At 64.1% G+C, this 13,168-nt stretch carries 12 protein-coding genes; 8 read left to right on the plus strand and 4 right to left on the minus strand.

The window, feature by feature from the left end; all coding sequences use genetic code 11:
• Nucleotides 1-58 precede the first annotated feature (58 nt).
• Together G3N59_RS13075 and mgrA are read right to left on the minus strand one after the other, a co-directional pair.
• Nucleotides 59-1,096: a fatty acid desaturase gene (locus G3N59_RS13075; RefSeq protein WP_205983050.1), complete on the minus strand. Its 1,038-nt coding sequence runs from the start codon at nt 1,094-1,096 to the stop codon at nt 59-61.
• 187 nt (nt 1,097-1,283) lie between these two features.
• A complete protein-coding gene (mgrA, locus tag G3N59_RS13080; RefSeq protein ID WP_205983051.1) occupies nt 1,284-2,327 on the minus strand; it encodes an L-glyceraldehyde 3-phosphate reductase in 1,044 nt (347 codons plus the stop codon).
• 248 nt (nt 2,328-2,575) lie between these two features.
• On the opposite strand from mgrA, the gene G3N59_RS13085 reads away from it, so the two are divergent.
• Nucleotides 2,576-2,782, plus strand: coding sequence for a DUF3185 family protein (locus G3N59_RS13085; RefSeq protein ID WP_167063978.1), 207 nt, complete (start codon nt 2,576-2,578; stop codon nt 2,780-2,782).
• A gap of 84 nt (nt 2,783-2,866) precedes the next feature.
• Here G3N59_RS13085 and G3N59_RS13090 read toward each other — a convergent pair whose 3' ends face one another.
• Entirely contained in the window at nt 2,867-3,631 is a 765-nt protein-coding gene (locus tag G3N59_RS13090; RefSeq protein WP_205983052.1) for a phytanoyl-CoA dioxygenase family protein, read from the minus strand.
• Nucleotides 3,632-4,236: 605 nt separating this feature from the next.
• Between G3N59_RS13090 and G3N59_RS13095 the strand changes: the two genes are divergently transcribed.
• Entirely contained in the window at nt 4,237-4,569 is a 333-nt protein-coding gene (locus G3N59_RS13095) for a hypothetical protein (RefSeq protein ID WP_321813769.1), read from the plus strand.
• Between the two features lie 147 nt (nt 4,570-4,716).
• Here the strand turns inward: G3N59_RS13095 and metK are convergent, their stop codons facing one another.
• On the minus strand, nt 4,717-5,904 hold the full coding sequence (gene metK, locus G3N59_RS13100) for a methionine adenosyltransferase (protein WP_205983055.1): 1,188 nt from the start codon (nt 5,902-5,904) through the stop codon (nt 4,717-4,719).
• Nucleotides 5,905-6,181: 277 nt separating this feature from the next.
• On the opposite strand from metK, the gene G3N59_RS13105 reads away from it, so the two are divergent.
• The 6 genes from G3N59_RS13105 to G3N59_RS13130 all read left to right on the plus strand — a co-directional run bounded on the left by G3N59_RS13105 (nt 6,182) and on the right by G3N59_RS13130 (nt 12,612).
• Nucleotides 6,182-7,066, plus strand: coding sequence for a lipid A biosynthesis lauroyl acyltransferase (locus tag G3N59_RS13105; RefSeq protein ID WP_205983057.1), 885 nt, complete (start codon nt 6,182-6,184; stop codon nt 7,064-7,066).
• A gap of 144 nt (nt 7,067-7,210) precedes the next feature.
• Nucleotides 7,211-8,077 carry a diaminopimelate epimerase gene (gene dapF, locus G3N59_RS13110; RefSeq protein WP_205983058.1) on the plus strand — a complete coding sequence of 289 codons (867 nt, stop codon included), beginning with the start codon at nt 7,211-7,213 and terminating at the stop codon, nt 8,075-8,077.
• A gap of 214 nt (nt 8,078-8,291) precedes the next feature.
• On the plus strand, nt 8,292-8,975 hold the full coding sequence (locus G3N59_RS13115; protein ID WP_205983059.1) for a DUF484 family protein: 684 nt from the start codon (nt 8,292-8,294) through the stop codon (nt 8,973-8,975).
• 42 nt (nt 8,976-9,017) lie between these two features.
• Entirely contained in the window at nt 9,018-9,971 is a 954-nt protein-coding gene (gene xerC / locus G3N59_RS13120; protein WP_205983060.1) for a tyrosine recombinase XerC, read from the plus strand.
• A gap of 135 nt (nt 9,972-10,106) precedes the next feature.
• Nucleotides 10,107-11,312 (plus strand): class I SAM-dependent rRNA methyltransferase, encoded by a 1,206-nt coding sequence (locus G3N59_RS13125; RefSeq protein WP_205983063.1) that lies wholly within the window; start codon nt 10,107-10,109, stop codon nt 11,310-11,312.
• 196 nt (nt 11,313-11,508) lie between these two features.
• Nucleotides 11,509-12,612, plus strand: a complete 1,104-nt coding sequence (locus tag G3N59_RS13130; RefSeq protein WP_205983247.1) for a GTP-binding protein — start codon at nt 11,509-11,511, stop codon at nt 12,610-12,612.
• Nucleotides 12,613-13,168 lie beyond the last annotated feature (556 nt).

Below are 13,168 nucleotides of genomic sequence, written 5' to 3' on the forward strand. Positions count from 1 at the left end.
GCGCGCGTGATCCTGCACGCGTCTAACGCACCCCTAACGCACCCCAACGCCCGCACCCCTAACGCACCCCAACGCCCGGCTGCAAACCGCGCAACTGCCGTAGCGCCGCGCGCCAGTAGGCTTCGCGCTTTGGCGCGCCGGTGGCGGCCGCGGCTTCGGCGAGATCCGGCAACACGGACCACGGCAAAGTCGGATGCAGATGATGTTGCCGATGCAGATGATGATTCATCAGCATCAAGCCAACCACGCGCGGCACGCGAAAATCGCGCGCACGCCCCGGTTCGTCGAGCGCGACGCCGTAATGCGGCAGGTTATCCGCCAGCGACAGCCACAAACCGCGCAGATACATCGCCAGCACGAGCACCGGCCAGGCCTTCCCGTACAGCGCGAAAGCGCCTGCATAAAGCACGATCGAACCGAGCCAGTCGCGCCGCGCGCGGCTTCGTTTCGTGGGGTCCTGCACGTGGTTCGAGAAAAGACGCTGCACCTGTGCGCCTTCTTCGCCCTGCGCGGCCACCCCGCGCTCGATCACCGTGCGCGCGAGGCGCACCGGCACGAACGCCAGCAGCGGCGCGAGCAGTTCCGCCACATAAAGACCGCCGAGCAGACGCACATACCAGGCGATGCGGCGCATCCAGCGCGGACCGTGCGCATCGTCGACATCGGGACGATCGAAGGCTTCGCGCGTGAAGCGGTGATGCATCAGGTGTCCGAAACGTACCGCGTCGAACGGCATCGCCAGGCCAATCGCCAGCAGCCGCGCGAGCGCTTCATTGGCGCGGCGCGAACGCAGCAATTGCCCGTGGATGCCTTCGTGAATCAAACCCCAGTGCGCGGGCGTCGCCAGCACGACCGGCACGAGCGTCGCCAGCAGCGCAAGCGTCGGCCCGCCTGCGGCATGCAGCAGCAAGGGCAAGCCGACTAGCTGATAAACCAGCACCAGCCCGGTTACGCCGATCAGCGCGACGTTCGCGCGCACCGGAATCGCGCGCCGCAACGCCGCCGTGGCTGGCCGCGCGGCAAGTGGCTCCGCATTGACCGCATGGGTCGCATCGACCTCGGCGGACACAGGACGAACGGCGCTCGTAGACTCCATCGGCATACCTCGCGGCAAAGACTGCCGCGAAAATAGCAGCGCCGCGTGACAGCGAGAAGGCGCGCGTCTTGCAGCGCATTACGACCGCGCGAACGGGTGCAAAGCACGCTCTGCATCGACGAAAAAAAACCGCCTCGCGCGAGGCGAAGCGGTTTCCATACCTTGCACGCGAACGCGCATCAGCGCATCAGATTGCCTGATCGGTCGACGGCTTTTCCCACAGATTGATGCCGCCTTCGGTTGCGAAGCGATCGATTTCGGCGAGTTCTTCCGCCGAGAATTCGAGGTTCTTCAGCGCCGCGACGTTCTCGCGCACCTGCTCCGCACGGCTCGCGCCGATCAGCGCCGACGTCACGCGGCCGCCGCGCAGCGTCCACGCAATCGCCATCTGCGCGAGGCTCTGGCCGCGACGCTGGGCGAGTTCGTTGAGCTTGCGCACGTGCTCGATGTTTTCCGCGCTCAGATGCTCGCTCTTGAGCGAGCCGCCGCCCGGACGGTTCACGCGCGCATCTTCGGGCACGCCGTTCAGATACTTGTTCGTGAGCAGACCTTGCGCGAGCGGCGTGAAAGCGATGCTGCCCGTGCCGATGTCTTCGAGCGTATCGAGCAGGTCATGCTCGATCCAGCGGTTGAGCAGGTTGTACGACGGCTGATGGATCAGCAGCGGCACCTTGTACTCAGCCAGCAGCTTCGCCATTTCGCGCGTCTTCTGCGCCGAGTACGACGAAATGCCCACATAGAGCGCCTTGCCCTGCTGCACGGCCGTGGCGAGCGCGCCCGCGGTTTCTTCCAGCGGCGTTTCCGCATCGAAACGATGCGAATAGAAGATATCGACGTAATCGAGACCCATGCGCTGCAGGCTCTGGTCGAGGCTCGCGAGCACATACTTGCGCGAGCCGCCGCCCTGACCGTACGGACCCGGCCACATGTCCCAGCCTGCCTTCGACGAGATCAGCAGTTCGTCGCGGTACGGGCGGAAATCGTCCTTGAAAATACGGCCGAAGTTGGTTTCCGCGCTGCCGTAGGGCGGCCCGTAATTGTTGGCGAGATCGAAGTGCGTGATGCCGAGGTCGAAGGCCGTGCGCAGGATTTCACGCTGCGTCGAAATCGGCGTAGTGTCGCCGAAGTTGTGCCACAGGCCGAGCGACAGTGCCGGCAACTTGAGTCCCGACTTGCCGCAAAAGCGGTATTGCATCTCCGAATAGCGTTCAGCAGCTGCTTCGTAGGCCATCTTGAATCCTCGAACGAGAACTGGTTTCAGAAAGTCCGGCGGCGGCGCGCAAAGCCTGCGCATATTGCGCGAATAACGCAGCAATAGCGCCATAAACGCCCCAAATAGCGGGATATGGCGCACCACGCGGCTTGCCATGCTAGCCGATCCGCGCGCTCCTTGCAGATGTCCATCATGTGGGACAGGACAATGGACGTTGCCGCCGCGCTCACCTACACTGCGGCGTCCGTCCCTTGCATGGAGTCTTTATGGTCAAAGCGCTTTCGTTCGCGCTGATCGCCTGCGGCGTCGCGCTGCTTTACTTCGGCGGTCAGTCGTTTCACTCGTTCTCGAACGACGTTTCGCGCATCGTCACCGGCGCGCCTACCGACCGCACGATGATCCTGATCGTGGCTGGCGCGGCTGCAACGGTCGCCGGCTTGACCGGTCTGGTGGTATCGGGACGCCGGCGTTAAGCCGACGCCCTTCAAGACGACACCGGGCGACACCAGACGACACCAGGCGACACCCGGCAACGCCGGGCGCCATCGAGCCTGGCGTCAGAGCAGCTTGACCTCGGGCAGCGAAGCCGAGCGCGTGCCCGGCAGCGGCACGTTGCTCGCGCCGTGGTAGGTGTAGACGAGCGAGAACTTCACGTCGTCGCTCTGGTTCTGCCCCGCCGAGTGCAGCGTATTGCAGTGGAAAAACACGACATCGCCCTTTTGCAGCGTGGGCGATGTCGCCTTGTCGATCCATGCCTGGTTGTCCGGCAGATCGGAGCGGAAAAACTTCGCGCTGTCGAAGCTGCCCGACGTGAACGGCGCCGTATGCGAGCCCGGCACGAACCACAGGCCGCCGTTCTCGATGGTTTCCGGCCCGAGCGCGAGCCACACCGAAACCAGATCGTCGCGCTCGAACGACCAGTAGCGCACATCGCGATGCCAGCCGGTCAGGCTGCCGTAGGCGGGGTGCTTGGTCATCATGCAGTTGTGATGCACGCGCGAAAGCACCGGCTCCTCGCCGAAATACAGCTCCATCCAGCCCGCGATCTCGGGCGACGTCGCCCACTCGCGGAACAGCGGATGACGCCCATGCGCGTCGAGCAGACGCCGCACCGTATGGCCGCCGGGCGCGTCCTTCGAATCGGGCGCGCCGGGATATCGCAGATCGGCTTCGAATTCGAGCGGCGCCACGGCCGCCTCCAACTGCTCCTGCGCCACGCGCTTGATCTCGTCGCACCGCTCGGGCGAAACGAGCCCCGGCACGACCACGAAACCGCGCTCGTGCAGCGCCTGCACCTGTTCCTTCTTTGACTGGACTGACATGAGACTTCCGTTATTCGAGGCCTGCAAAGACCGCGGCCATCCGGACCGCGGCTGCGGCGCCGCGCTCGATGCGTTGATGCACTAGAAGCGCGCCGTCCGCTCGATTGTAAGAGCGCGCGCACGCGGCAGGAAGCGGCGCGCGCACGCATCGATGCTCACATCGACGCACATCGATGAAGCAGCACCGCACCGGCATGGCGACTAAGGGCGCGATGACATGCATCAAGAACGCGCGGGGAACCGGCGGGGGCGGGTATTAACCGACTTTCGGGCGTCATGATTCGCGTGTAGTCTGCCCGCATGCTGTTTTTCGACAAAGAACATCTATCGCGCGGACGAACCGCCGTCGAGCCTTGGCCCACCGGGGCCGCGGCCCTTTCAGGTTCATCCCGGCGCGCCCTCTCCCGCCCTGCGCACACCAGCCGGCCAGCCCTGCGTTTCCCTTTATTGTGACCACGCTAAAAATAGGCACGTTTGGTGCTGTGGATAGGGCACGCACCGCACGCACACCTGCTCGAATCGATGCGCCGCTCATGGCGCGCTTCGAACTTCGTACCGAATCCGACACTGCTCACACCATGAATACCCTTTCCGATACCCGTCGCATGAGCCATGCTGCCCTGAAAGCGGCGCGCCCCGCCCGCCGCCATGTCGTGCGCGCCCTGCGCCACCATGCCGCGCGCACGCGCGCAATCGCTCAACAGGTACGCGCAGCGCATCCGGTCGACAACATGCGCACGTGGTTCCATACGTTCTTCTCGGTGCTGCGCCAGCGCGCCGGTTCGCGCCACTTCTCGCTGCGCACGCTGCTGTATCGGCCGAATGCGACGCTGCGCGCGCTGGCTGCGCCGTCGACCGTGCATACGGCCCGCAACGCGCGCCGGCCGCGCCGTAACACGCCCAGCAGCGAAGGCTGGTTCGGCTTCGCGATGCGCTAAACGACGCGTTAAAGCGCGGCGGCATGCCACGCCGCACCGCATAACAAAAAACCCCGCCCGGGCTTGCGCCCTGCGGGGTTTTTCTTTGCGCGACGATGAACGGGAAGGCCGGTGTCAAACCAGCCTTCGCGCAGCGTGCTTCGCGGCTTAAGCGAGCGCGCCAACCGGCTCCGTGCCGGCCGCTTCGGCCAGCGCGAGCGCCTTGTCGGTCGCTTCCCACGAGAATTCCGGCTCTTCGCGGCCGAAGTGGCCGTAAGCAGCGGTCTTTTCGTAGATCGGACGCAGCAGGTCGAGCATCTGGATGATGCCCTTCGGACGCAGATCGAAATGCTCGCGCACGAGCTTCGTGATGGTGGCGTCCGAAACCTTGCCCGTGCCGAACGTGTTGACCATCACCGAAGTCGGCTCGGCCACGCCGATGGCGTACGAAACCTGGATCAGGCAGCGCGATGCCAGACCGGCGGCGACGATGTTCTTCGCCACGTAACGGCCCGCGTAAGCGGCCGAACGGTCGACCTTCGACGGGTCCTTGCCCGAGAACGCACCGCCGCCGTGCGGGGCTGCGCCGCCGTACGTATCGACGATGATCTTGCGGCCGGTCAGACCGCAATCGCCCTGCGGGCCGCCGATCACGAAACGACCGGTCGGATTGACGAGGAACTTGATGTCGCCCTTGATGAGGTCGGCCGGCAGGACCGGCTTGATGACTTCTTCGATGACGGCTTCGCGCAGCGTGGCCAGATCGATGTCCGGCGAGTGCTGCGTCGAGAGCACGACCGTGTCGATCGCGTGCGGCTTGCCGTCGACGTAACGCACGGTGACCTGCGACTTCGCGTCCGGGCGCAGCCAGGGCAGACGGCCGTCACGGCGCAGGTTCGACTGGCGCTCGACCAGGCGGTGCGAAAGGTGGATCGGCAGCGGCATCAGTTCGGGCGTTTCGTCGCACGCATAACCGAACATCAGGCCCTGGTCGCCAGCGCCTTGATCGAGGTTGTTGTCGTGCGCGCGGTCGACGCCTTGAGCGATGTCCGGCGATTGCTTGTCGTAAGCGACGAGCACCGCGCAGCCGCGGTAGTCGATGCCGTAGTCGGTGTTGTCGTAGCCGATGCGCTTGATCGTGTCGCGCGCGACCTGGATGTAGTCGACGTTGGCGGTCGTGGTGATTTCACCGGCGAGGACGACGAGACCCGTGTTGCACAGCGTTTCCGCTGCAACGCGCGAGTATTTGTCCTGCGTGAGGATGGCGTCGAGGATTGCGTCCGAGATCTGGTCGGCGACCTTGTCCGGATGGCCTTCCGAAACCGATTCGGAAGTGAAGAAATAGTCGTTTGCCACGTGTAAGGCTCCTTGTAGCTGGTGACGGTTAATTTCACGTAGCCAGCTTCGGGAGCTTTGAAGCGGCGACGCTTTAGCGGATTTCCTGGTCCAGTTGGTCATGACCGCACACTTAGCTCCGTGGCGCGATACATGGCGAACCGGCTTCGCCCCGCAAGTTGTCAGTTAACTCGGCGAAGCCCGTATTATAGCGACTTCCCTAATTTGTCGCAGAGTCACACCGCGTGTTGTCAATCGTTTTCTCCACTGCTACCTGGCACGTCACGGGAGTCGCCGCATGCTAGGCAAACTCGGCTCACGTTTCGCCATTGGTCTGCTGAAACTATTTGCGATCCTACCCTATGGTTTCGTCGCTCGTCTGGGAGACGGGCTGGGCTGGCTGCTGTACCAGATTCCAAGCCGCCGCAAGCGCGTCGTCCATACCAACCTGCGCCTGTGCTTCCCCGAATGGAGCGAGGAAAAGCGCGAGGAAGTCGCAGGCCTCCATTTCCGCCAGGCGATCCGCAGCTATATGGAGCGCAGCGTGCAGTGGTTCGGCTCGGCGAAGAAGCTCGAAAAGCTCGTCCAGCTCGACAGCGAAATCGACCTGACCGATCCCAACCTGCCGCCGACGCTGTTCCTCGGCCTGCATTTCGTGGGGATCGAGGCGGGGTCGATGTTCCTGAACTACTCGCTGCATCGTCCGTGCGGATCGCTGTATCAGCCGTTTTCGAACCCCGAATTCGAAGCCGCCGCGAAGGCCGGCCGCAGCCGCTTCGGCGCCGAAATGGTCAGCCGCGCGGACAGCGCGCGCGCCGTGCTGCGCTGGCTGCGCGACAAAAAGCCCGTGATGCTCGGCGCGGATATGGACTACGGCATGCGCAACTCCACCTTCGTACCCTTCTTCGGCGTGCAGGCCTGTACGCTGACGGCGGTCGGGCGGCTCGCGAAAGTCGGTCATGCGCAGGTCGTGCCTTTCATCGGCGAGGTGCTGCCCAATTACAAGGGTTATCGGCTGAAAGTCTTCAAACCTTGGGAAAACTATCCGACCGGCGACGATGAACTCGACGCGCGTCGCATGAACGCGTTTCTCGAAGAGCAGATTCCGCGCATTCCCGAGCAGTATTACTGGGTGCATAAGCGGTTCAAGACGCGGCCTGAGGGTGAGGCGAGCGTGTATTGACCGGCTGCGCGTCAACGTGAAAAGCCGCCTGCGGGCGGCTTTTTGCTTGCCGGCCGTTTTCGATGCCCGCTACCGGCGCCGGGCCACCGTGTATCATTCGCTATTCGCCACGAATCCTCTCGCAGCAAGGAACAGAAGCAAATCGTGAAGCTGAAATTCACCAAGATGCACGGCGCGGGCAACGATTTTGTCGTGCTCGACGGCTATACCCAGTCGCTTACGCTCACGCCCGAACGCGTGCGCGCGCTCGCCGACCGCCATTTCGGCGTTGGCGCGGATCAGTTGCTGGTGGTCGAAAAGCCGACCATCGACGGCGTCGATTTCCGCTATCGCATCTTCAATTGCGACGGCGGCGAGGTCGAACATTGCGGCAACGGCGCACGTTGCTTCGTCAAATTCGTGCGCGACCACAAGCTCACCGATGCGCGCAGCGTGCGCGTGCAGGTCCAGAAGGGCGTGCTCACGCTCGTCATGCAGGACAACGGCGAAGTCGTGGTCGACATGGGCCGCCCGGTGTTCGAACCGGCGCAGGTGCCATTCGATGCAAACGGCCTCGACGGCCGCCGCGAAGGCAACGACACGCTCTGGCCACTCGACATCAACGGTCAGACGCGCTGGATTTCAGCGGTGTCGATGGGCAATCCGCATGCCGTGCAGATCGTCGACGATACCGAAGCTTTTGCCGTGCTCGAAGACGGTCCCGTGATCGAGAAGCACGCACGCTTCCCGAACAAGGTGAACGCGGGCTTCATGCAGATCGTGTCGCGCAATGAGGTGAAGCTGCGCGTGTTCGAACGCGGCGCGGGCGAAACGCTCGCGTGCGGCACGGGCGCGTGCGCGGCGGTGGCCGCGGGCATTCGCCGCGGTCTGCTCGATTCGCCGGTGAAGGTGCATACGCACGGCGGCATGCTCACGATCGCCTGGGACGGCGCACGCGACGAAAACGCCGCGCTGAGCATGGCAGGCCCGGCCACGACCGTGTTCCAGGGCGAGATCGAGCTTCAGGACTAAGGCTTGAGGCATTCCTGTCGAAGCGCCGATGAAACCCGCGCTTCGACATCCGCGCGCAGCATTGCAGGACCCAGCACTACGCAAGACCTTCCGCGTCGCGATTGCATCGGCATGCATCTGGATGCAATCGTGGCGTGTCACGATATATCGCCTCATCCGGCGCGCAACCGCGCGCTGCTTCCTGACCGAACGCGCTTATTGACGTGCTAACAACATGACCGATCGCGAAGTCGCCGATTATCTGCTTGCCAACCCTAACTTCTTCGTCGAGCACGCCGAACTGCTGGTCTCGCTCAAACTGGGCAATCCGCACGGCAAGGCTGCCGTGTCGCTCCAGGAGCGCCAGATGGAGATGCTGCGCGAGAAGAACAAACACCTGGAACTGCGTCTGTCCGAGCTGCTGCGCTACGGCCACGAGAACGACAGCATCGCCGCGAAGATGGTCCACTGGACCTCGCTCGTGCTCGCCGAGCGCGATCCGCACGCGTTGCCGCGCATGATCGCCGAGCGTCTGCGCGAGGAATTCGACGTGCCGCAATCGGCGCTGCGTCTGTGGGATGTCGCCGAAACCCACGCGCAGGCGAGTTTCGCGAAGCACACGGGCGAAGAAGTGCGCCTGTTCGCGGCCAGCCTGGAGACGCCGTATTGCGGCGCGAACACCGGTTTCGAAGCCGCGCAATGGCTCGACGGCGCCGAAGGCGAGCCGCAATCCGTTGCGATCATCACGCTGCGCAAGCGCGTGAGCGATGAAGAGCGCGACCCGAGCGGCGAGCCGTTCGGTCTGCTCGTGATGGGCTCGCCCGATCCGCGCCGCTTCCATGACGGCATGGGCACCGATTTCCTGCGCCAGATCGGCACGCTCGCCAGTGGCGCGCTGGCCCGTCTGCTGCCGCATTGATGTTGCATCGAAGCTGTTTTTAACCGTACCGAAGCCGCCACCGTGAACCCGACCGATCCGATCGCCGATTACCTCGACACGCTCGAGCACGTGCGCCGGCTCTCGGCGCACACGCTGCGCGGCTACGCGCACGAACTCGACGAGCTGAAGAAGCTCGCCAACGGCCGGCCGCTCGAACGGGTCACGCCCGCCGAGGTGCGCGGCGCCGTGGCGCGCGCGCACGCGGGCGGTCTGTCGGCGCGCTCGATCGCGCACCGGCTGTCGGCGTGGCGCGCGTTTTATCGCTGGCTCGCGGGCCGCATCGAACTCGACGCCAATCCGGTCGCCGCGGTGCGTGCGCCCAAGCGCGCGAAGACGCTGCCCAAGGCGCTTTCCGTCGATGACGCGACGCGTCTCATGGAGGCGCCCGGCGCCGCGAGCGAAGCCGCCGCCGGCAGCCTGGAAGCGCTGCGCGACCACGCGATGCTCGAACTGTTCTACTCGTCGGGGCTGCGGCTGGCCGAACTCGTGGGTCTCGACGTGCGCTACGTGCGGCGCGACGGCTACGAATCGGCGGGCTGGCTCAAGCGCGATGCCGCCGAAGTCGAAGTGCACGGCAAGGGCGATCGCCATCGCCTCGTGCCGGTCGGGCGCAAGGCGCTCGATGCGATCGATGCCTGGCTCGCCGTGCGCGACGCCTGGGTCAAGCACGACGACGCCCCGCTGTTTCTCTCCGTGCGCGGCAATCGCATGGCGCCCGGCGTCGTGCGCGAGCGCGTGAAGCGCGCCGCGCTGGTGGCCGGGATTCCGGCGAACGTCCATCCGCACGTGTTGCGGCACTCGTTCGCCACGCATCTGCTGCAGTCGAGCGGCGATCTGCGGGCCGTGCAGGAACTGCTCGGCCACGCCAGCATCGCGGCGACGCAGGTGTACACGTCGCTCGATTTCCAGCATCTTGCGAAGGTGTACGACAACGCGCATCCACGCGCGAAGAAGCGCGACGAATCGGGCTCGTAAGCAGACACATACGCAAGCCCATAAGCAGGCCCACAAGCCGACAAAGCTTCGCCGCGCATCCACCGTTTTCAGCGCGTCCAGCGCTCGCATGCGCAGCCATCTGGACGACGCCGCATCATTGGCATCACATCCATCATGAACATCGTCACACTCAAGCCGTCGAAAGAAAAATCCCTGCTGCGCCGCCATCCGTGGGTCTACGCCAACGCGATCGATCGCGTCGACGGCAAGCCCGCCTCCGGCGCCACGGTGATCGTGCGCGCGCACGACGGCCGCTTCCTCGCGCGCGCCGCGTACAGCCCGCATTCGCAGATCCGCGCCCGCGTCTGGAGCTTCGACGAAAACGAACCGATCGATCACGCGTTCTTCAAGCGCCGCGTGCAGCGCGCACTCGCGCATCGTCAGGCGATGGTGCGCAACACAGGCGCCGTGCGCCTGATCTTCGGCGAAGCGGACGGCCTGCCCGGCCTGATCGTCGACTGGTACACGGAAGACGTCGCGCAGAACGCGCGCGGCCAGCTGGTCTGCCAGTTCATGGCGGCGGGCGTGGAAGCGTGGAAAGAGGCCATCGTCAACGCGCTGACGCAGGCCACGGGCTGCCCGAACGTCTACGAGCGCTCGGACGTGTCGATCCGCGAAAAGGAAGGCCTGGAGCCCATCACCGGTCTGCTGGCCGGCGACGAGCCGCCCGAAACCATCATCGCGAGCGAAAACGGCGTGCGTTATCACGTCGACGTGCGCAAGGGCCACAAGACCGGCTTCTACGTCGATCAGCGCGACAACCGCGCGCTGGTGCAGACCTACGCCGATGGCCGCGACGTGCTCAACTGCTTCTGCTACACCGGCGGCTTCTCGCTCGCGGCGATGAAGGGCGGCGCGAAGCGCGTGGTGTCGATCGACTCTTCGGGCGAAGCGCTGAACACCGCGCAGAAGAACGTGCAGGCCAACGGCTTCGACGCCGACCGCGCCACCTGGCTCGACGCCGACGCCTTCAAGACGCTGCGCCGTCTGCACGAAGAAGGCGAGCGTTTCGATCTGGTCGTGCTCGATCCGCCCAAGTTCGCCGCTTCGCGCGAGCACGTGGATCGCGCCTCGCGCGCCTACAAGGACATCAATCTGACCGGTTTCAAGCTGCTGCGTCCGGGCGGTCTGCTGTTCACCTACTCGTGCTCGGGCGCGATCGACGCGGAACTGTTCCAGAAGATCGTCGCGGGCGCGGCCGCCGATGCGAAAGTCGATGCGCGCATCATCAAGCGGCTGGGCGCGGGCGTCGATCATCCGCTGCTCACGGCGTTCCCGGAAGGCGAATACCTCAAGGGCCTGCTGTTGCAAATCGCCTGAAACGGCCCTATCTGCGCTTGATTCGCGCACGCGGACATGCCGCGATCCGGCCCCGGATCGTCGCCACTCCTGCGTGCGCGCCGCAGATATGATTCAATAGATAGTTATGTTGTAACACTGGCGACAGAGCGCGCAGACCGCGCGACGCGCCGCGTCCTCACCCGACACTCATCAGGCACAGAGCATGGCAAACAGCATGATTCCCGTCACCATCCTGACCGGCTTCCTCGGCAGCGGCAAGACCACGCTGCTCAAGCGCATCCTCAACGAGAACCACGGCATGAAGATCGCCGTGATCGAGAACGAGTTCGGCGAAGAGAACATCGACAACGAAATTCTCGTGCAGGACAGCAACGAGCAGATCATCCAGATGAGCAACGGCTGCATCTGCTGCACGATCCGCGGCGACCTCGCACGCGTGCTGGGCGACCTCGCGCAGCAAAAGCGCGACGGCAAGCTCGACTTCGAGCGCGTCGTGATCGAAACGACCGGCCTCGCGAATCCGGGCCCGGTCGCGCAGACGTTCTTCATGGACAACGAGATCGCCGACACCTTCCTGCTCGACGCGATCATCACGCTGGTCGATGCCAAGCACGGCAACAAGCAGCTCGACGAACACGAAGTCGTGCAGCGTCAGGTCGGTTTCGCCGATCGCATCTTCGTCACGAAGGCCGATCTGGTCGATGCGAAGGAAGTCGCCGATCTGCGTCACCGCGTCCTGCACATGAACCCGAAGGCGCAGGTGCGCGAAGTGAACTTCGGCGAAACGGACATCAAGGAAGTGTTCGATCTGCGCGGCTTCAATCTGAACGCCAAGCTCGAAATCGATCCGGACTTCCTCGCCGAAGACGATCACGAGCACGCGCATGATCACGCGCACGCACACGACGATCACGGCCACGCGCATGATCACGCCGATCACGCCGATTGCGATCACGACCACGGCAAGTGCTCGCACGAAGGCCACGATCACGGCCATCACCATCATCACGCGCACCACGACGACAAGATCAAGTCGTTCGTGTATCGCAGCGACCGCCCGTTCGATCCGAACCGCCTCGAAGACTTCCTCGGCGGCATCCTGCAGATCTACGGCGAGCACCTGCTGCGCTACAAGGGCGTGCTCTACATGAAGGGCGTCGACCGCAAGGTCGTGTTCCAGGGCGTGCACCAGATGATGGGCAGCGATCTGGCCGCCAAGTGGCTGCCGATCGAAAAGAAGAACAGCAAGATGGTGTTCATCGGCATCGATCTGCCGAAGGATCTCATCACCGACGGTCTCGACGCCTGCCTGGTTTAAGGCGCGTCTGAAACGCTAAATCCGCGTATCAGACCAGTTTGATGTCGCTTTGATGTTTGCACGCCCGGCTTTCACGCCGGGCGTTGTCGTTTTTAACGGCATTTATCGGCCTTGCAATGCGTGCAATTGCGTCTTTCCGTGCGTCGCGCATCAAATAACGTACCCGACCATCGCTTTTTCACGATTGGCGCGTTATATTTTCTGGATATCGATCGTAAGACGAAGCTGCGAACGCAGGGATTTCCCGCTTGCGGCGCGAGTTTGCGGTTCGGTTACAATACGGCCCCACTGGAAGAGAGGCGCCCCGGAGTCTCCCAATATCGGTTTCCGGCTATTTCGGGCAACAATCGCCCCCGGCCGCGCATCGCGTCGCAGCGCGCAGCCGGTACGAAATATGCCTCAGGAGCATCTGAACCACGGTTTCCAGAGGAGTTCGGCCCCGCAGCGGCGCTCAGGCGTCACGACAATTCACCGTCCGTGCCAGCCGGTGCGCACCTTGGCGCGAAAAAGCGCGCGCAAAAACGCGGTTTTGGGTGGTAAAGGCCACTGCGGGCAA

Origin of the sequence: Paraburkholderia sp. Ac-20340 (assembly GCF_017104965.1) — a bacterium.
Classification (GTDB): domain Bacteria; phylum Pseudomonadota; class Gammaproteobacteria; order Burkholderiales; family Burkholderiaceae; genus Paraburkholderia.

Excerpts from the sequence above, each read along its gene's own strand:
- mgrA (WP_205983051.1), bottom strand. The coding sequence starts at position 2,327 with ATGGCCTACGAAGCAGCTGCTGAACGCTATTCGGAGATGCAATACCGC.
- G3N59_RS13095 (WP_321813769.1), top strand. The coding sequence starts at position 4,237 with ATGAGCCATGCTGCCCTGAAAGCGGCGCGCCCCGCCCGCCGCCATGTC.
- G3N59_RS13105 (WP_205983057.1), top strand. The coding sequence starts at position 6,182 with ATGCTAGGCAAACTCGGCTCACGTTTCGCCATTGGTCTGCTGAAACTA.
- G3N59_RS13130 (WP_205983247.1), top strand. The coding sequence starts at position 11,509 with ATGATTCCCGTCACCATCCTGACCGGCTTCCTCGGCAGCGGCAAGACC.
- G3N59_RS13115 (WP_205983059.1), top strand. The coding sequence starts at position 8,292 with ATGACCGATCGCGAAGTCGCCGATTATCTGCTTGCCAACCCTAACTTC.
- G3N59_RS13125 (WP_205983063.1), top strand. The coding sequence starts at position 10,107 with ATGAACATCGTCACACTCAAGCCGTCGAAAGAAAAATCCCTGCTGCGC.
- G3N59_RS13085 (WP_167063978.1), top strand. The coding sequence starts at position 2,576 with ATGGTCAAAGCGCTTTCGTTCGCGCTGATCGCCTGCGGCGTCGCGCTG.
- G3N59_RS13075 (WP_205983050.1), bottom strand. The coding sequence starts at position 1,096 with ATGGAGTCTACGAGCGCCGTTCGTCCTGTGTCCGCCGAGGTCGATGCG.
- G3N59_RS13090 (WP_205983052.1), bottom strand. The coding sequence starts at position 3,631 with ATGTCAGTCCAGTCAAAGAAGGAACAGGTGCAGGCGCTGCACGAGCGC.